Source organism: Novosphingobium sp. SG754, from assembly GCF_013149315.1.
GTDB classification, from domain to species: domain Bacteria; phylum Pseudomonadota; class Alphaproteobacteria; order Sphingomonadales; family Sphingomonadaceae; genus Novosphingobium; species Novosphingobium capsulatum.
Map to the genome: position 1 here is coordinate 337,393 of NZ_JABGCC010000004.1, position 19,159 is coordinate 356,551.

A 19,159-nucleotide genomic window follows, 5' to 3' on the forward strand; every position below is an offset into this window, starting at 1 on the left:
AAAGTGCCATCTTATGTCAGCCCCATGCATTCCCGCAAGGCTCTGCCGATGTCAAGAAAGCAGGGCACGGCAGCCCCGCCCGATGGGCCGCCACGGGAGAGACACGCGCGATGAAAACCCAAGTTGCGATCATTGGTGCCGGCCCCGCCGGGCTGTTGCTGGGCCACCTGTTGCGTGCCGAAGGCATCGAATGCGTGGTGGTGGAACGCCAGACCGGCGACTATGTGCTGGGCCGCATTCGCGCCGGCGTGCTGGAAGCGATCACCGTCAACCTGATGGAGCGGCTGGGCCTGGACGCCCGGCTCAAGGCCGAGGGCCTGGTGGAAGAAGGCTTCAACCTGGCCGATGGCGAACGTCTGATCCGCATCGACGTGGCCAACCTCACGGGCCAGACCGTGACCGTCTATGGCCAGACCGAAGTGACGCGCGACCTGATGGATGCCGCGCCCGAACGCGGGTTGCCGGTGCTCTATGGCGCGAGCGACGTGGCGGTGCACGCGATCGAGAGCGACGCGCCCTACCTCACCTTCACCCACGACGGCCGCGAACAGCGCCTGGACGCGCGCTTCATCGTTGGCTGCGATGGTTTCCATGGCCCCTCGCGCAAGGCCATTCCCGCCAGCGTGGCGCGCGAATACGAGCGGGTCTATCCGTTCGGCTGGCTGGGCATCCTGGCCGACGTGCCGCCGTGCAACCACGAGCTGATCTATGCCAACCACGAGCGCGGCTTTGCCCTGGCCTCGATGCGCAGTTCCACGCGCAGCCGCTATTACGTGGACGTGCCGCTGACCGAAAAGATCGAGGACTGGAGCGACGAGCGCATCTGGGACGAGCTCGCCATTCGCCTGGGCCCCGATGCCGCCGCGCAGATGACGCGCGGCCCCTCGATCGAAAAGTCGATCGCGCCGCTGCGCTCCTATGTGTTCGAACCCATGCGCCATGGCAACCTGCTGTTGTGCGGCGATGCCGCGCACATCGTGCCACCCACCGGCGCCAAGGGCCTGAACCTGGCGGCGAGCGACGTGCACTATGCCGCCCAGGCCCTGAGCGGCTTTTTCAAGCACAACGATGCCGATGCGATCGCCGGCTATTCGGCCAAGGCGCTGGCGCGGGTGTGGAAATCGGAACGCTTCAGCTGGTCTTTGACCAAGCTGATGCACCGCTTCCCCGAAGACGGCCCGTTCGAGCGGGCGATGCAGGTGGCCGAGCTGGACTATATCTCCACCAGCCGCGCCGCGCAGACCAGCATTGCCGAAAACTATGTAGGCCTGCCGGTCTGACCGAGGTTCCGACGCGGGGTGGCTGGCCTCTCTCCGCCACCCCGCGCCGGACAAACATGACCATCGCGACACGAATTTTCCCCGGAATGTGACAGATCGCCGCCTATCGTCACAAGGCCGTCACATACCATAGACACAAGGCCACTGTTGTTTCCCCCCAACAGGCAGGCCCATGCGCCAGATCGACATTCTGCTGACCAACCCGCTGGACGGCGGCCTTGACCCCTTCGCCCATGGCGATCTCAAGGTGGTGTTTCACCCCTGGCACGGGTCGGGCCCCCTGCCCCTGCTCGACGGGCGGCCATGGGCGTTCGTCGACTGGCTGCTGCCCGAGCTTTCTGGCCTGGAACTGTGCCGCCGCCTGCGCGCCGACATGCAGACCGAAGCCGCCCATGTGACCATGGTGCTGGAAGAAGACGATGCCGAGGCTAAGCGCCGCGCGCTGCGCGCCGGGGCAGATGACTATATCCTCGGCCCGATCGACCGTGGCACCGTGCTGGATCGCGTGCTGTCGGTGCAGTTGCCCGAACGTGAGGCCGTGGCGCGCACGCTGCGCCTGGGCGAACTGAGCCTGGACCTGACAGCCCTACAGGCGCGGTGGAAGGACAAGGCAATTGCCCTGATGCCCAATGAACTGCGCCTGCTGCGCTATCTGATGGAACAGCCGGGCCAGGTGTTTTCGCGCCAGCAGCTGATTGCCGCACTGGGCAAGCAGGGCCAGCCGATCGACGAGCGCACCGTGGATGCCTGGGTCAGCCGCCTGCGCCGGGCGCTGCGCGATGCCGGGGCGGGCTATCCGCTGCGCACGGTACGGGCGTTGGGGTATGTGCTGGACAAGCCGTGATGGTCGGGGGCTTTGCCGCCGGTGAGCGGGGGCGGATTATCTGATCACGCTTCCGTTCGGGCTGAGCTTGTCGAAGCCGCCCGGCACCGCTGTGCAAGGCTTCGCACCACCCCCAAACCCCCTCCTCTGAAGAGGAGGGGGCTTTTTGCGGGGCTTGGCTTAGAACTTCGCGCCGGCGCGGATGCCGATCGTGCGCGGCTGGTTCGGCACGATGTAGACGCGGTTGTAGCACGAACCGCAGGCGACATAGCGTGACAGCTGGCCGCGTTCGTCGAACACGTTGGTCGCGAACAGTTCGAGCGAGTACTTGTCCCACTCGCTGCCGATGGCCAGGTTGAACTGCGTGAACGCATCGAGGCGGCCAAGCAGCTGCGCAGGATTGATGGTTTTGCCTGTGCCAGCCTGGATCACCGCCGTGCGCAGATCGGACGCGGCCGAGCTTTGATAGGTGGCGTTGATCTGGCCATAGACCTTGGCCGCACCGACCGGCACGCTGTAGCGCGCCGTGCTGGCCAGCTTCCACTGCGGGGTGATCGGCAGGCGCGTGCCAGCCGGGGCAGCAATAATGTTGCCATCGCCGGTGCAGGTGTAGGTGGGGTCATCGATCGCGCACAGGTTCTTGCGCATCTTGGCGTCGGTGTAAGCACCGCCGAAGTTGAACGAGAAGCCGCCCTTGACCACGTTAGCATCGAATTCCACGCCGCGAATGCGGGCATCGGGGCCGTTGTGGATTTCAGTGAAGCTGTTGGCGCCAAGGTACGAGAACTGGAAGTTCTTCCAGTTCTGCTGATAGATCGCCACGTTGAAGCGCAGCAGGCCATCGAACAGCGTGGTCTTGAGGCCCAGCTCGAAGTTGGTCAGGTAATCGGGCTTGTAGGCTGCCACGTCGGCGCGGCGGTTGATGCCGCCCGGGCGGAACCCGCGCGAAACCGTGGCATAGGCGGTGATGTCGCGATCGGGCTTCCACGTCAGGTTAAAGCGGTAGGTGCCGCCATCGCCCTTGGCGCGCTTGGGCACGACCGAGCCGTTCACGTAATCACCCAGGTTGGTGCACGGGCTGTCACCCACGGCGGGCGGCAGCAGGGTGATGTTGGTTTCGCCCGCCAGCTGCGCATTGCGCAGGGTGAGACCATCGGACGTGTAGCAGCCCGCCACGCCAGTGCGGGTGGAGCCGGCAGCGTTGGGCGGCGGATTGCCGTCAGCACCCTGGTAGAACGCCGGATTGCGGCCGAAACCGAAGAAGCCGATCAGCGAGTTGTCATACTTGAAATAACGGCCGCCGGCCGTTGCCGTCAGGTTGGGCAGAATGTCGTAGCTGACTTCCCCGAACGCGGCATAGTCCTTGTCCACGCGATGCTGCTGCGTCAGCCACAGCGTGCCGGGCTTGCCATTGACCGAGAGCAGGTCTGCCAGACCGGCGACCTGGTAATCCTGGTGGATCAGGTTCGACTGGCGCTGATAGAACAGGCCGCCCACGAACCGCAGCGGCTCGCTGCTGGGCGAGGCAATGCGCAGTTCCTGGCTCATCTTCTTGAAGTGATCCTGGCCAATCACCTGCTGGATCGGCTTGATCTGGTTGCCGGCATTGTCCTTGTAATAGAAATAGCCGGCCAGGCCGCCGACGCCGGAATAGAGCGAGTCATAGGCTTCGGCGTAGTCGGTGTAGTCGCTGGACGAGAAGGTCTTGCGATCGAGATAGGCACCGGCATAGGTGAGATCCCAGCTGCCGATCTTGCCTTCGATGGTAAGCGAGGCCTGGGCAAAGATATCGCGGCGGTATTCGGGCAGGAAATGCTGCACCTGAAGATCGCCCAGCGAGGTATCATAGCCATAGGAACCATGGCTGCGCGTGTCCTGGTACATGATCCCGGGCGTCACGGTCCAGTTGTCGTCAAGATCGACCTTGAGCAGGGCGCGGCCGCCCGAAATCTCGGTGTCGTTGTAGTTCTTCTTGACGAACTGGTTGTTGTTGATGGTGATGCCGCCGGGCTGCGGCAGGAAGCTGCGCGTGCCGGGCACGTTGTCGATATAGCCGGCATCCTTTTCGTAGAAGCCGACAATGCGCAGCGCCGCCTTCTGCGACAGCGGGATGTTGACCATCCCTTCCACCTTGCCGCCGGTGCCGCCCTTGTGGACCTTGTTCAGTTCCACATCCATGCGGCCGTAATAGCCCGAGGTATCGGGCTTGTTGGTGATGATGCGGATCGTGCCGGCTTCCGACGAAGCGCCATAGAGCGTGCCCTGCGGGCCGGCGAGGCTTTCGATGCGGGCGATATCGTAGACATGCACGTCAAGGTTGCCGCCGATCGTGGTGACCGGCTGCTCATCGAGATAGACGCCGACCGAGGGCAGCGAGCCCGAGTGGTTGCCATCCCCGCCCGAGGCAACGCCGCGCATGTAGATGATGTTGGTGCCCGGTGTGCCCGAGCTTTGCGCGACGACGGTCGGCAGCTGCTGGGTATAGCCGTTGAAGTTCGAGACGTTGAGCTGGTCAAGCTTTTGCGTGCCGAGCGCCTGGATCGAAATCGGCACGTTCTGCAGGTTTTCCGAACGCTTTTGCGCGGTCACGATGATGACGTTGCCACCGCCTTGATCGGCCGATGCCTGGGGCGCGGCATCCTGCGCCATCGCGATGCTGGCCGGAGCCAGGAGCGCGGTGCTGGTCATCAGCAGAAAACGCGGGAGACCCGCCGTGGCAATACGCATGCTTAACCCACCCTGTTGCAATTCTTGTGCGTTGGGTGTGCGCTGCGACACGATCGTGCGTCAAGCGGTTACAAACTCCACCAATCGATCACAGATGACCGTGGCAGTTTTGCAACGCATTGCCGGTTTCAGACATAAGTTTGCGGCGCGTCAGGATAGGCATCGAGCACCGGCCCCAGCGCGGCCTTGAGCGGATCGAGCCATGGCTCGAACGGCTGCCAGGCCTGGGTGCCTTCGCGGAAAATCGGCTGTCGCACCTGTTCGGAACTGGCGGTGCGCACGGCCCGCTCGGTCTGGTAGAAGGCCAGGCACGCCGGCTCGAACGGCAGGCCGCAGGCATCGAGCAGCGCGCGCACCTGCGCTTCGGTATCATCGACCATGCGTTCATAGATCACGCGGTGCACGGTGCCGGGCTGCACCGCATCGACATGGGCCATGAGCCGCACGTAATCGGCGTAATAGCGGCCCATGTCCGCCAGATCGTACGAGAAGCCCTGCCCCCGCGCGAAATGCTGCTTGAAGTTGGAAAAGCAGCAACCGAGCGGATGGCGGCGCGCATCGATGATCCGCGCGCGCGGCAGGATCAGGCGGATCAGCGGCACATGCACCCAGTTGTTGGGCATCTTGTCGATGAACAGCGGCCGTTCGGTATGGCGCTGGATGCGCGTGGTGTGCAGATAGCTTTCGCCCATCGCGCGCAATTCATCGGGCGCCAGCGTGGCAAGCCCGGCAGGATAATCGGGCACCTTGCGCGCCAGTTGCGCAATATCGGGCAGTTCGCTGGTGCCCTCGACCTGGCTGTGGCTGGCCAGGATCTGTTCGACCAGGGTAGAGCCGGCGCGCGGCATGCCCAGGATGAAGATCGGATCGGGCGCATCGCACCCAGCCCCGGCGCGCGCGGCAAACAGGTCTGGCGTGGCCGTGGCGATCATCGCATCGACGGTCGTGGTGGTTTCATCGGCCTTGTAGGGAATGCGACGGCGGCGCAGCGCATTGCCCGCAGCATAGTGGGCAAAGGCATCGGCTGCCTGCTTGCGATCTTCGAACGCCTTGCCCAGTGCGAAATCGAGGTGCCAGCGATCTTCGGCATCGAGCGCGGGATCGGCCAGTGCCTGCTGCATCGCGACAATATCGGCATCATCAAAGCGCACTGTCTTGAGATTGGCCAGGCTCCACCACGCTTCACCCAGCCCCGGCATCAGCGCCAGGGCACGGCGATAGGCGGCAATGCCATCGGCCTGGCGGCCCACGGTCTTGAGCATGTGCCCATAGCTCATCCAAACGCGCGGCTGATCGGGCGCTTCGGCAAGCACGCGTTCGTAGAGGGCGAGCGCGGCATCGAACGCGCCGATGCGGCCATTGGCGGCGGCAGCGAGATTGGCATGGCCGAGGTTTTCGGGGTCTTCCTGCGTCACTTGCGCCAGCTGATCCAGCGCCTCTGCCGCGCGGTTGGTGCGATAGAGCACCAGCGCCAGATTGGCGCGCGCCGGGGTAAACGCCGGGTCCAGCTCGATCGCGCGGCGCAACAGATTTTCCGCATCGGCATAGCGGCCGATGCGACCAGCCAGTTCGGCAAACAGCCGGATTGCGCGCACATCAAACGGATCATCCTTGAGCAGCGCGCGCAGCAGCGGTTCTGCCCGGGGCAGGTCATTGGCGTTCATCGCTGCGGCGGCAGCGACAAGGCGCGGATCATAGGCGGGGCGCGGGGCCAGGGTCACAGTGCTCATCAGACCGCACAACAAACATGGTGACGCCGCGCGATCAAGCGTTAGTCTCTGTTGCTACCAGACCCCGGAGGATTTTACGGCGTGAACGAGAAAGCAAAACGTGGTCTTGGTTTCTGGATGACGCTGGCCCTGGTGGTGGGCAACCTGATCGGTTCGGGGATTTACCTGCTGCCGGCAACGCTGGCCCCGCTCGGCGCCAACCAGCTGGCTGGATGGATGGTCACGATTGGCGGATCGCTGTGCATGGCCACGGTCTTTGCCCGCCTTTCCGCCCGCCAGCCGCTGCCGGGCGGGCCGTTTGCCTATGTCATGCAGCAATTCGGGCCGGGCGCGGGTTTTGCCGCAGCCTGGGCCTATTGGACGATGCTGTGGGCGGGCAACGGCGCGGTGGCGGTGGCGGTGGTGTCGAACCTCAGCCTGCTGGTGCCGTGGTTGAGCCACACCCCCGGCGCGCCGGCGGCCGTCGCAGTGGGCGCGGTATGGCTGCTGACGGCGGTCAACATTCGCGGGGTGCGCGGCGCGGGCGATGTCCAGGTGATCACCACGGTGCTCAAGCTCGTGCCGCTGGTCGGGCTGATCGGCCTGGCGCTATGGCTGTTCGCCACCGGCACGCCGCATGTGGCACAGCCGCCCGTGCCGCTTTCGCCCACGCTTATCGCCAGCGCTGCGGGCCTCACCTTCTGGGGATTCCTCGGGCTGGAATCGGCCACCGTGCCATCGGACAAGGTGGAGAACGCCGGCAGCGTGGTGCCGCGCGCCACCTTGTGGGGCGTGGCGCTGGCCGGCGCGGTGTACCTGGGCATCGCACTGGCGTTCCAGGCCTATATGCCACAGGGCGCAGCGGCGGCCTCCCCCTCGCCCGTCGCGGAATTCCTGGGCCGGCGGCTGGGCGGCGATATTTCGGGCGTAGTGGCGATCTTTGCCGCGATCAGCGCGTTCGGCACGCTCAATGGCTTTATCCTGGTCCAGGGCGAAGTTCCCTGGGCCATGGCGCGCGACGGGCTGTTTCCCGCCTGGTTCGGCAAGGAAACCAAGGCCGGCACGCCGATCAACGCGCATCTGGTGTCGTCGGGCCTGCTGACGGTGATCACGCTGCTCAACTATGGCCGCGACATGGGCAACCTGTTCACCTTCATCGCCTCGATCAGCCTGGCGGCGGGCATGCTGACCTATATCGCCACCATGGCCTCGGCCATGCGCCTGCTGCGCGATGAACCCTGGGTGGTGGCGCTGGCCGTGCTGGCCGCAGCGTTCAACGTCTGGGCGCTGTGGGGCCTGGGGCTGGAAGCGATTGCCTATGGCCTGGTGCTGGTGGCGCTGGGGCTGCCGGTCTACCTGGCAGTGCGGTGGCGGAAGGGTAAGATGGCGTCAGCCGGGGCTTGATGAGGGGTCCTACTTTTCAATGATTTGCGCGAGACATCTCACCACCCCCAACCCCCTCCTCTGAAGAGGAGGGGGCCTTTTTGTTGCGCGCTTACCGGTGCAGCATTTTCCACAGCAGCGAGCGGTCGCGGATGATTTCGGCCGCAGCATTGTGGCCCGGTGCGCCGGTCACGCCGCCGCCCGGGTGCGTGCCCGATCCGCACATATAGAGGCCCTTGATCGGCGCGCGATAGTCGCCATGGCCCAGCACCGGACGCGCGGCCCACAGCTGTTCCAGGCTCATACGGCCATGGAAGATATCGCCGCCAATCAGGCCGAACTTGCGTTCCAGATCGAGCGGCGAGTGAATCTGGCGGGCGATCACCGCGTTCTTGAAGTTGGGCGCGTGTTCGGTGATCGTGTTGATCACGTGATCGGCCACATCCTCGCGCACATCGTCCCAGCTGCGGCCATCGGGCAGTTGCGGGCTGAACTGCTGGCAGAACAGGCTGGCGACATGGGCGCCTTCGGGGGCCAGGGTCTTGTCCACCGTGCTGGGGATCTTGATTTCGACGATCGGCTTTTTCGACCAGCCATGCACGCGCGCATCGTCATAGGCCTGGTCCATATAGTCCATGCCCGGCGCGATGATGATGCCGGCGGTGTGGTGTTCGGCCTGCTGCTTGCCCGGCAGCACGGTGAAATCGGGGAGTTCCGACAGCGCCACGTTCATGCGGAACGTGCCCGAGCCGGTCTTGTACCCGTCCATGGCGCGGGCAAAATCGGGCGCCAGGTCGCTGCGATCGACCAACTGGCGATAGAGCAGCGCGGGGCCGACGTTGGCGGCAATGATCGGGGCATAGAGTTCATCGCCGCCTGCCAGCTTGACTCCGGCAGCCTTGCCGTTGTTGATCAGGACTTTGTCCACCGGGCTTTCCAGGCTGATTTCTACCCCGGCGAGGGCGCAGGCCTTGGCCATGGCCTGGGTGATCGCGCCCATGCCGCCGACCGCATGGCCCCAGGCGCCCAGCTTGCCGTTGACCTCGCCAAACACGTGGTGGAGCAGGACATAGGCCGAGCCGGGCGTCGATACGCCGGCAAAGTTGCCGACCACGGCGTCAAACCCGAACGCAGACTTGACGTGATCATCCTCGAACCAGCTATCGAGGAAATCGCGCGCGGAACGGGTGAAGATGTTGAGCAGGTCGCGCTGCGCGGCCAGGTCCATCTTGGCGAGCGGCCAGCCCTGCTTGGCCGCTGCTGCCAAGGCGTGCAGCCCGCCACCCAGGTTGGGCGGGCATTTCAGCGAGAGATCGCGCAGCACCTGCGCCACCTTTTCCAGCGCAGCATCATAATGCGGATAGGCCGCAGCATCCTTTTGCGAAAAGCGCGCGAACTCCGCCTGCGTGCGCTCGGCACCGCCACCCAGCTTGAGATAGGTATCGGCAAACGGGAAGAAGTTGCTGATCTGGCGTTCGAGCACGCGATAGCCGTGATCGGCCAGCTTCATGTCGGCAATCACCTGCGGGCGCAGCAGGCTGACGGTGTAGCTGGCGGTGGAATTGCGGAAACCGGGATGAAATTCCTCGGTCACGCAGGCGCCGCCAACGATATCGCGCCGCTCCAGCACGCGCACTTTCATGCCGGCCTTGGCGAGGTAGAATGCACAGACCAGGCCGTTGTGGCCGCCGCCGATGATCAGGGCGTCGTAGCGGTTGCTCATCGTGTGGGTTCCTTCGTGGGATCAAAAGATACTGTTGTTGATGGCATCGTCACCCCGGACTTGATCCGGGGTCCAGCTGGAATGCTGGCACAGCGCCGGAAAAGAAGCGGGACCCCGGATCAAGTCCGGGGTGACGACGAAAAGGTTTAGCGCCTGCTCCACCCTTCGGCAGGCTGATGATGCAGCCGTGCCTCGGGAATCAAGGTGCGGATCTTGCGGGCAAAGCTGCGCAGACACACTTCGCTGCGGCCGATCGGACCGGCGCCATAGCGGGCCGATTGCATGCCCTGCTGCACGTTGGTGATCAGCCAGGTATCCTCGGCATTGACGACGCGGTTGATCCGCCAGTTGGCATAGCGCACCAGCTTCATCGTGCGCCGCTGTTCGGGTGGGGTTTCGCTGTCGGGCAAGGAAAAGACCATTTCGCGCAAGGTACAGGTGGTCGGCGATGTCGGCAGCCACTGCATGAAATCGATCTGATCGGCATAGATGTCGAACGCCATGTTGGGCCACAGCTTGTAATAGAGCCAGCGCCGCTGCGCCACATCGGGCAGATGCGGCACGCGCGGCAGGTGCGTCTGATAGAACCGCTCCCAGAAATGCGGACTGGGCGCATCGACCAGATCGCCCTTCATGCGATCGACCCAGGGCTCTGCCGAAATCTCGTAAGACTTGCCAAAGATGCGCGAAAGGCCGCCGTGGGCCACGGGAATGTGCAGGTTGTCGGAATAGTTATCGCCGACGTTCTTCCAGTTCACGACGCGGCTGCGTTCGCGCACATCGCCCATGCGGCGCATGTCGGCCAGGCGATAGGGCGCCACTTCCGCCGCGTAGGGCGCCATCATCTCGGCCACCGAGGGGAAGCCGTGATCCTCAAGCCGCACGAAGACAAAGCCGTGCCACACTTCCAGATCGACCGGCACCAGTCCGTTCTGCGCCAGATCGAGCGCGGGATAATCGCGCTTCATCGGCACACCGGTCAGCCGCCCATCGGTTTCATAGGTCCAGGCGTGATAAGGGCACACCAGCTTGCGCGCGCAGCCCGCTGCGCCATCGACCAGGCGCATGGCGCGGTGGCGGCACAGGTTGTGAAATGCGCGCAGGCCGCCGTCCTCGCCCCGGATGACGATGACGTTCTCGCCGCAATAGGCCAGGCTGCGCCAGGCGCCGGGCTGGTCCAGATCGCTGGCGTGGCACACGATCTGCCACGAGGGGCGGATGATCCGTTCCATCTCCAGCGCGGCAAATTCGGGATCGCGATAAATCCAGCCCGGCAGGCTCCAATCGGCATCGGGATCGGGCGCGGCGCCGTCACCGGCGCATTGCGCCATCGTCAAATGGCGGTGTTCATCAAGGGCAAGATCGGCCATGGGTGACTCCCCGCGTGATTTCTTATTGAACGATCGTACAACAACCATCGGGAAGTGCAAGATGCAAGGTGTCGATCCCCGGCCTGGGCGCGTTCCGCGTGCCGCCACCCCCGCCCGTGCCGCCGCCACAGATCGCGCGCTGCCACGCCGGGCCGAACCCGATGCGCGCCGCCACAGCCTGATAGAGGCGGCGATGCGCGTGCTGGCCCGCGCCGGTGCCAATGGCGCCAGCGTGCGCGCGATTGCCCAGGAGGCCGGCGTATCGCCTGGCCTGGTCGGCCACTATTTCAGCGGGATCGATGCGCTGATCGCCGAAACCTATACCCACGTCGATGCCATGGTGACGCAGGCACTCAATGCGGCGGTGGCAGCCGCGCCCAGCGAACCGCGCGCGCAGCTTGAGGCATTCGTCACCGCCAGCTTTACCGCACCGATTGCCCAGCCGGCCTTGCTGGCCACGTGGATCGCGTTCTGGAGCCTGGTGACCAGCCAGCCGCAGATCGCCCGCCAGCACGACGAGCAATATGCCGGCTATCGCGCCCGGCTGGAGCAGTTGCTGCGCGCCGCCGGGGTGGCTGAGGGTGACTTGCGCCACGCCGCCATTGCGGTGACGGCGTTGGTGGACGGGTTGTGGCTGGAGCTGTGCCTGTCGCCGCAGTGCTTTTCGAGCGAGGAAGCCGGGGCGATTGCGCGGCGGTTTCTGGGGACGGTGTGTGGAGATATGGTGGGCGAGTAACGCCCACCAAGGCCCAAGCTGGACCCCGGATCAAGTCCGGGGTGACGTTAAATATCTGCAGTTTAATTATTTCTTCGTCACCCCGGACTTGATCCGGGGTCCAGCTTAGTGTCGTGTCCCAAGTCCTCATCAAAGCACGCTAAGTTGCTGAATCAATCTGGCAGTTCGTCTAGTTTGCTGCCGCCGAGGAAGATTGCGGATCAATGCCTGCTGCGTTGCTATTATCGCCACCCTGCGTTTGTCTTTCCAAACTTGCAGGACGCGAGGGGAACTGAATGCCCGATAGGTAGGTTGCCCGCCGTTGAGCAACACACGGCGCATCGCCCGAATTTGTGAAATGTGGCGCTGCGCGAACCAATGCGCCTGCGGGCTGTGGCACTTCATAAGTCGCGCATAGTTCGCTTGCCGGCTAGCCCGGTATTCGTTCCACCTGGGGTCTTGTTCGCGCAATCTCCGGCTCATGTAAATCTTCCTGAGCTACCTCGTTGACAGCTACAGTAGCGCTCTCACTCCACCACCCCCAGCCCCCTCCTCTGAAGAGGAGGGGGCTTTTGTTTCAGATTTACTTCGACAGGTCGGTGAACAGGCTGGTGAAGTACACTACGCCTGGCGCAACGTTTGACAGGGGCACGCGTTCATTCAGGCCGTGGGCGAATTCTTCGCTGTCCTTGATCAGCACGGGGCTGGCGCCATAGGCATCCACGCCGTTGACGCGATACCACATCGAGTCCGAGGCGCCCGAGGCTTGGGCCGGGATCACGGCAATGCCGGGATAGGCGAGGTGAATGGCCTTGTTTGCCGCGTTGACGAAATCGGGCCGCATCGGGCTGGCCGGTGACGGGGTGGAGCCTTCGGTCACGTCACTGAACTTGACCACGGGCATGTTCGCCACCTTGGCCAGTTCGGCCATGATGTCTTCGCGCTTGTGGCCGGGGAAGATGCGGCAGTTGATGTTGGCCGTGGCGCGCTGCGGCAGCGCGTTCAAGGCGTGGCCGCCGTTGACCATGGTGGGTACGCAGGTGGTTTCGATGCGGCCGATAAATTCAGGCAAGCTGCGCAGCGTGGCGATGGCATCGGCATCGGTGGGATCGGCCGCGAACGAACGCATGGCGCCGGCAACCTTGGGATCGGGCGTGATCTTGGCGGCGCTTTCGAAGAACGCCTTGGTCAGCGGGCTTTGTTCGGGGGTAAAGTGATAGGCGCCGATGTTGACCAGCGCCTGGCTGAGCTGGACAATCGCGTTGTCCTTGCGCGGGGCCGAGCTGTGGCCGCCGGGGTTGGTCACTTCCAGCTGGAAATCGGCATAGTTCTTTTCCGCGCCGTCCCAGGTCCAGGCCAGCGGCTTGCCGGTGTCTTCGGCCAGCATGCCGCCGCCACCATCGACGTTGATGACCAGGCCCGCTTGGCCTTTGAGCCGTTCGGCAATCAGGCGGCTGGTCTTCATCGTGGTTTCTTCATCGCCCGAAAAGGCGATCACGATCGTGCGCTTGGGCTTGTAGCCCTTGTGGCGCATCTCGATAAGCGTGGAGACCGCGAGCGCGGCGTTGAACTTCATGTCGAGCGCGCCGCGCCCGAACAGATAGCCGTTTTCAACCACCGGCACGAAGGGATCGCGCTGCCAATCGGCGCGCTTGGCCTCCACCACGTCCATGTGGCCCGACAGCACCAGCGGCTTGAGACTGGGATCGCTGCCCTTCCACGTGGCGATCAGGTAAGCGGTATCGTCAACCGGGACGATGTCGATGTCTGCCGGCGCCCAGCCGGCCTTGACCAGCGCGTCGCGATAGAGTGCCGCCACCTTGGGCGTTTCGTTGCCCGGCCCCTGGACCGAGCGCATGGCGATGCTCTGCTTGGACAGCTCGAGAGTCTGGGCTTCGGCCTCGGCATGGGAATTGCCGGCGGCAAGCGCGGGCGTGCTGGCAAGCGCCACGGCGGCAACGCTCAGAATGGCAGGCGAAACCAGGTGCAACGTCAGTTTCATGTGGGGGGCACTCCTTCTGGGCGCGGAACCTGATACCGATCGGTTTCGCACACAACCTTTTTTGCGATGCCAGATGTGCAAAACCCCGGCGCCCATGGGGCACCGGGGCTTGCGCCTGCCGCAGCAGAGTGTGGATCAGCCCTTGACCTTGGACGTATCGAACGTGCCGAGACCGGGCTTGAAGCTCTTTTCATCGAGGAACTGGCGCGTGGCTTCCTTGCGGGCGGCCACGCCACCATAGCTGTGCAGCGCTTCCTGGGCGCGGATCAGATAGTCTTCGGCGTTTTCATAGGTCATGTCGATCATGCGACGCACGGCCCACTTGGTGGCGCGCAGGGCATGGCCGTCCTTCTTGAGCAGCGCCTCGGCAATCTCGGTCACGCGGGCCTTGAGCTGGGCGTGGGGCACGGATTCGGTAACCAGCCCTTGCGCCGCCGCCTGCGGACCGGTGAGGTTTTCACCCATCATGGCGTGATAGATCGCCTTGCGCAGCGGCATGAGATCGGCCGCCACCTTGGACGCGCCGCCGCCCGGCAGGATGCCCCAGTTGATTTCCGACAGGCCGAACTGCGCATCGTCGGAAGCGACGGCGATATCGCACGCATAGAGCGGGCCATAGCCGCCGCCGAAGCACCAGCCGTTGACCATGGCGATCGTGGGCTTTTCATACCAGCGCAGGCGGTTCCACCAGCGATAGGCTTCGCGCTGCGACTTGCGGATCGCCCACAGGCCCTGCGCTTCGGTTTCGCGGAAGTATTCCTTGAGATCCATGCCGGCCGACCAGGCATCGCCCTCGCCCGACAGCACCAGCACGCCCACGTCGTCACGGAATTCGAGTTCTTCGATCACCTTGAGCATCTGGCGGTTGAGCTTGGGGCTCATGCAGTTGCGCTTTTCCGGGCGATTGAAACGCACCCAGGCGATGCGGTTCTCGATCGTGACGGCAACGGTATCCTCTTCCGCGCGAACGGCCTGTTCGTCTGCCATGCTCTTGTCCTTTCTGGTCTTGATCTTGCGAATTGGGAGAAATCGGATTTTTTGTTTCGTCACCCCGGACTTGATCCGGGGTCCCGCTTTGCTGGTCGCAAGGAAAGAAGCGGGATCCCGGGTCAAGCCCGGGATGACGAGGGGATGGAACGGTTAAATCGGGAAGTGGCCGGGCTGGGTTTCCATGGTGATCCAGCGCAGTTCGGTGAAGCTGTCGATGCCGGCCTTGCCGCCAAAGCGGCCGTAGCCCGAGGCGCCGACGCCGCCGAAGGGCATCTGTGCTTCATCGTGCACGGTGGGGCCGTTGACGTGGCAGATGCCCGAATGGATCTGGCGCGCCACGCGCAGGCCGCGCGCGGTGTCGCGAGTGAATACCGCGGCCGAGAGGCCATATTCGCTGTCGTTGGCCAGTTCGATGGCATGGGCTTCATCGCGGGCATGAATCACGCCGACCACCGGGCCGAAGCTTTCATCGCGGAAGAGCTTCATGCCCTGCGTCACGCCATCGACGACATGGGCGGGCATCAGCACGTTGTGCGTGGTGTCACCACCGGTCAGCAGCGTGGCGCCATGGTCGAGCGCGTCCTGCACCAGGCTTTGGCAATGGGCCACAGTCTTGGCATCGACCACCGCGCCCAGCGGGGTCTTGCCCTCGCGCGGGTCACCCACGGCCAGGGTTTCGACCTTGGCCTTGAACCGCTTGGCAAATTCGGCAGCCACGGCCTCGACCACGATGATCCGCTCGGTGCTCATGCAGATCTGGCCCTGGTTCATGAAGGCGCCGAACGCGGCGGCCTTGACCGCTTCATCCAGATCAGCATCTTCCAGCACGATCAGCGGCGCCTTGCCGCCCAGTTCGAGCAGGCAGGGCTTGAGGTGGCCGGCCGCGCGCGTGGCGATGATCTTGCCCACGGCGGTGGAGCCGGTGAAGTTGATGCGCTTGACCTGCGGCGCATCGATCAACGCGCCGACCACGGCTCCGGCATCGGCCGGGGCATTGGTGACGACCTGGACCACGCCTTCGGGGAAGCCGGCCTCGGCAAAGGCCTCGATGATCAGGGCATGGGTGCGCGGGCACTGTTCCGATGCCTTGAGGATCACGGCGTTGCCACAGGCCAGCGGCACGGCGATGGCGCGCACGCCCAGGATGATCGGCGCATTCCACGGAGCGATGCCCAGGATCGTGCCGACCGGTTCGCGCAGCGCCATGGCCAGGCAGCCGGGCTTGTCGGACGGAATCACTTCACCAGCGATCTGCGTGGTAAGGGCCGCCGCTTCGCGCACTATGCTGGCTGCCAGGCCCAGGTTGAAAAGCGCCCAGCCCTTGGTCGCGCCGATTTCGCCCATCATCGCCTCGACAAAGGCATCGGCGCGCGCTTCGAGCGCGGCGGCAGCCTTCATCAGCACGGCGCGGCGGGCATTGGGGCCCAGCGCAGCCCACGCGGGAAAGGCAGCGGCCGCCTTGGCCGTGATCGCGGGAATGTCGGCCGCCTGCATGGCCTGCGCCGAGGAGGCCACCGTACCATCAAGGGGATTGCGCCGTTCGAACTGCATCGTGAGTCTCCCAATTATGTTATGGTTTATAGCAATCATCCCGGGAGCCTGCAACACGGGACTGTCATCCGTGGCCAAGGCGTGCCCGAAAGGGTAAGCCCCCACCCTGTCATTTCGCCTAGGCGAACGGGCTTAGCAGTTTGCAAATTGCGCATCAGCGCCAACCGGTTGCAGATGTTTCAATCAGGTTTTTCTGTTTATTTCCATAATTTTGACCCGTATCCATAGTTCCATGGGGGAAACAGCGTTTCCTGCAAGCGCGTTAACAATTGCATTATATGCAACTGTATACCAAATTTTCGCACTTGCGCTTTTGCGCTGCGGCAGACAAAAGGGACGGGCCTTTCAGGCATCCTCTCCCAAACTATCCAAGGGCCGCCCATCTGGTGCGGCCTTTTTTTTCGTCTGGTTTTGCCGAGCAAAAGGCCGCGTATTGTTCCTAGGATCAATGGCGCGCGGGCCGGCAAACGACCATCGTGGCGAGGCCGAGCCGGGGGGCATGTGGCAGCAAAGCCGCATGGTTCAGGCCCAAGCCAAAAAATATAACGAACGCGGATGACGGCGCCATGCGGCCCGATCATAAGGGCGGCCGGCCCTGGACCGTCACGAGAGGATAAAGCCAAGTGCACGTGAGAGTTGCAAAATCCCGTTCCGTTCTGTTGGCGTCGCTTGCGCCTGCCGCGCTGGTTTCGGCCGCACTCGGGCAGGCCCTGCCGAGTGCAGCCTGGGCGGCCGAGGCACCTGATGCGGGTGATGGCGGCGCGACCATCGTGGTGACGGGTGAAGGCCTGGGGCAAAGCCCGGCGGCTCCGGCTTATGATACCCAGACCATCTCCGCCGCGCAGCTTCAGGCTACGGCATCGGGGCGAATCGATGATGCGCTGCTCTCGGCCGCCGGCGTGCAACAGTTTCGCCGTTCAGACAGCCGCGCGTCCAACCCTTCGGCGCAGGGCATCACGCTGCGCGCGCTGGGTGGCAATGCCACCAGCCGCACGCTGGTGCTGCTCGATGGCGTACCGATGGCCGACCCGTTCTTCGGCTATATCCCGATGACCGCGATCGATCCCGAACGGTTGGCCAGCGTGCGCGTGCAGCGCGGCGGCGGCTCGGGCGCGTTCGGCGCCGGCGCGGTGGCCGGTACCGTGGACATGACCAGTGCGGGGGCGCAGAGCCTGGGCCTGCTCAATGCGCAGGGCATGGTCGATGATCGGGGCGAGACGTCGCTTTCGGCAGCGCTTGCCCCCAAGCTCGGCCAGGGCTTTGCCGTCGTCACCGGCCGGTGGGACCGGGGCCAGGGGTTCTGGACCACGCCGGAAAGCCAGCGCGTGCCGGCCAGCGTGCGGGCGCGCTATGACAGCTGGTCAACCGGCGTGCGCGCCGTGGCGCCCTTGACGCCGGACGTCGAATTGCAGGCCCGCGTCGCTGCATTCGAAGACAACCGCACGCTGCGCTTTGCCGGCGCCGACAATGGCATCAGCGGGCAGGACGCCAGCCTGCGCCTGGTTGGCCGTGGGGCGTGGCAGTTCGATGCGCTGGCCTATGTCCAGACGCGCGATTTCCACGCCGTGACGGTCAGTTCCACCAGCTTCAAGAAGACGCTGGACCAATACGCCACGCCATCCACTGGCCTGGGCGGCAAGCTGGAACTGCGGCCGCCGGTGGGCGGTGGCCACGTGCTCAAGCTGGGCACCGACTGGCGCCGGGCCGAGGGCGAGACCAAGGAAAATGCGCTGTCGGCGGCAACCGGCCTGGTCACGGCACGGCGCCGCGCCGGCGGGCACACCGATGACGTCGGCTTTTTCATCGAGGACGACTGGACGCTGGGGACGCTGGTGCTGACCGCCGGCGGGCGCGCCGATCGCTGGGCGATCACCCAGGGCCATTATGAGGAGCGCAACGCTGCCGGCGTGGTGACCAGCACATCGGCCACCGATCCGGCCGTTGCCGCGCGCAGCGGCTGGCAGGGCAGCTGGCGCGCTGGCGCGATGCTCAATGCCGCATCATGGGCGGCGCTGCGCGGCGCGGCCTATACCGGGCTGCGCCTGCCCACGCTCAACGAACTGTATCGTTCGTTCACGCTGGCCGCCCCCAATGGCAATGGCGGCGTGTCGCTGACCACCACGCAGCGCAATCCCACGCTCAGGAACGAGCGCCTGCTGGGCTTTGAAGCAGGCATCGACCTGACCCCGGCCAAGGGCGTGATGCTGTCGGTCACCGCGTTCGACAACAAGGTGAAGGATGCGATCGCCAACGTGACGCTGTCGTCCACCGGCAATACCACGGTGCGCCAGCGCCAGAACGTGGCCGCCGTCCATGCGCGCGGCGTGGAACTGGGCGCCGAGGTGACTGCAGGCACGGTGTCATTCAACGGCAGCCTGGCGTGGACCGATGCCAAGGTGGAAGCGCCGGGCACCGCGCTGAATGGCATGCGCCCGGCGCAGACGCCGCGCATTGCCGCCAGCGGCACGCTCGCCTGGCACCCCGCCCCGCACTGGACCGGGGCGCTGACCCTGCGGCACGTGGGCCTGGCCTATGAAGACGATCTGCAAACCGCGCCGCTGCGCGCGGCCACCACGCTCGATGCCTTTGCCCAGGTCCCGCTGACCAGCTGGGCCAGCCTGGTGCTGCGCGGCGAAAACCTGTTCGATACCACGATCGTCACGCGCAATTCGGGCGGCACGATCGATATCGGCACGCCGCGCACGCTGTGGGCCGGCCTGCGAATTGGGATGCGGTAAGCGCGCCGGGCCAGCGCTTTCACGAAAGGCCCTTCGACAGGCTCGGGGCGAACGGGGTTCTGGACTATCAGACCGTTCAGGCTGAGCCTGTCGCAGCCCGGCTGCTGCACATCCAGCCTGCAATCGTATTCTATCCTGCGACGGGCAG

At 64.7% G+C, this 19,159-nt stretch carries 12 protein-coding genes; 5 read left to right on the top strand and 7 right to left on the bottom strand.

Features of this window, described 5'->3' with window-relative positions; genetic code table 11:
* The first annotated feature begins 110 nt into the window (after positions 1–110).
* Together pobA and FHW97_RS12220 are read left to right on the top strand one after the other, a co-directional pair.
* Entirely contained in the window at positions 111–1,280 is a 1,170-nt protein-coding gene (gene pobA / locus FHW97_RS12215; RefSeq protein ID WP_171799104.1) for a 4-hydroxybenzoate 3-monooxygenase, read from the top strand.
* Positions 1,281–1,452: 172 nt separating this feature from the next.
* Complete coding sequence (locus tag FHW97_RS12220; RefSeq protein ID WP_022677389.1) at positions 1,453–2,124, top strand: response regulator transcription factor; 672 nt, start codon at positions 1,453–1,455, stop codon at positions 2,122–2,124.
* Positions 2,125–2,283: 159 nt separating this feature from the next.
* Here FHW97_RS12220 and FHW97_RS12225 read toward each other — a convergent pair whose 3' ends face one another.
* Positions 2,284–4,830 carry a TonB-dependent receptor gene (locus FHW97_RS12225; RefSeq protein WP_171799105.1) on the bottom strand — a complete coding sequence of 849 codons (2,547 nt, stop codon included), beginning with the start codon at positions 4,828–4,830 and terminating at the stop codon, positions 2,284–2,286.
* A gap of 128 nt (positions 4,831–4,958) precedes the next feature.
* Entirely contained in the window at positions 4,959–6,560 is a 1,602-nt protein-coding gene (locus tag FHW97_RS12230; RefSeq protein ID WP_171799106.1) for a sulfotransferase, read from the bottom strand.
* Between the two features lie 81 nt (positions 6,561–6,641).
* Between FHW97_RS12230 and FHW97_RS12235 the strand changes: the two genes are divergently transcribed.
* Positions 6,642–7,943 (top strand): APC family permease, encoded by a 1,302-nt coding sequence (locus FHW97_RS12235; RefSeq protein WP_370525389.1) that lies wholly within the window; start codon positions 6,642–6,644, stop codon positions 7,941–7,943.
* 91 nt (positions 7,944–8,034) lie between these two features.
* On the opposite strand, the gene FHW97_RS12240 is transcribed toward FHW97_RS12235, so the two are convergent.
* Positions 8,035–9,645, bottom strand: coding sequence for an NAD(P)/FAD-dependent oxidoreductase (locus tag FHW97_RS12240; RefSeq protein ID WP_171799107.1), 1,611 nt, complete (start codon positions 9,643–9,645; stop codon positions 8,035–8,037).
* 146 nt (positions 9,646–9,791) lie between these two features.
* Positions 9,792–10,976, bottom strand: a complete 1,185-nt coding sequence (locus tag FHW97_RS12245; RefSeq protein WP_370525404.1) for an aromatic ring-hydroxylating dioxygenase subunit alpha — start codon at positions 10,974–10,976, stop codon at positions 9,792–9,794.
* Positions 10,977–11,076: 100 nt separating this feature from the next.
* On the opposite strand from FHW97_RS12245, the gene betI reads away from it, so the two are divergent.
* Positions 11,077–11,751: a transcriptional regulator BetI gene (betI, locus tag FHW97_RS12250; RefSeq protein ID WP_171799109.1), complete on the top strand. Its 675-nt coding sequence runs from the start codon at positions 11,077–11,079 to the stop codon at positions 11,749–11,751.
* A 562-nt stretch (positions 11,752–12,313) separates the two neighbouring features.
* Here betI and FHW97_RS12255 read toward each other — a convergent pair.
* The 3 genes from FHW97_RS12255 to FHW97_RS12265 form a co-directional block, all read right to left on the bottom strand.
* The gene (locus FHW97_RS12255) at positions 12,314–13,732 is read right to left on the bottom strand and encodes a M20/M25/M40 family metallo-hydrolase (protein WP_171799110.1); all 1,419 of its coding nucleotides are present in this window, start codon (positions 13,730–13,732) and stop codon (positions 12,314–12,316) included.
* Positions 13,733–13,867: 135 nt separating this feature from the next.
* The gene (locus tag FHW97_RS12260; RefSeq protein WP_054131968.1) at positions 13,868–14,719 is read right to left on the bottom strand and encodes a p-hydroxycinnamoyl CoA hydratase/lyase; all 852 of its coding nucleotides are present in this window, start codon (positions 14,717–14,719) and stop codon (positions 13,868–13,870) included.
* Between the two features lie 153 nt (positions 14,720–14,872).
* Positions 14,873–16,273 carry an aldehyde dehydrogenase gene (locus FHW97_RS12265; protein ID WP_171799111.1) on the bottom strand — a complete coding sequence of 467 codons (1,401 nt, stop codon included), beginning with the start codon at positions 16,271–16,273 and terminating at the stop codon, positions 14,873–14,875.
* A 659-nt stretch (positions 16,274–16,932) separates the two neighbouring features.
* Between FHW97_RS12265 and FHW97_RS12270 the strand changes: the two genes are divergently transcribed.
* Positions 16,933–19,011, top strand: a complete 2,079-nt coding sequence (locus tag FHW97_RS12270) for a TonB-dependent siderophore receptor (RefSeq protein ID WP_253941756.1) — start codon at positions 16,933–16,935, stop codon at positions 19,009–19,011.
* The last annotated feature ends 148 nt before the right edge of the window (positions 19,012–19,159 follow it).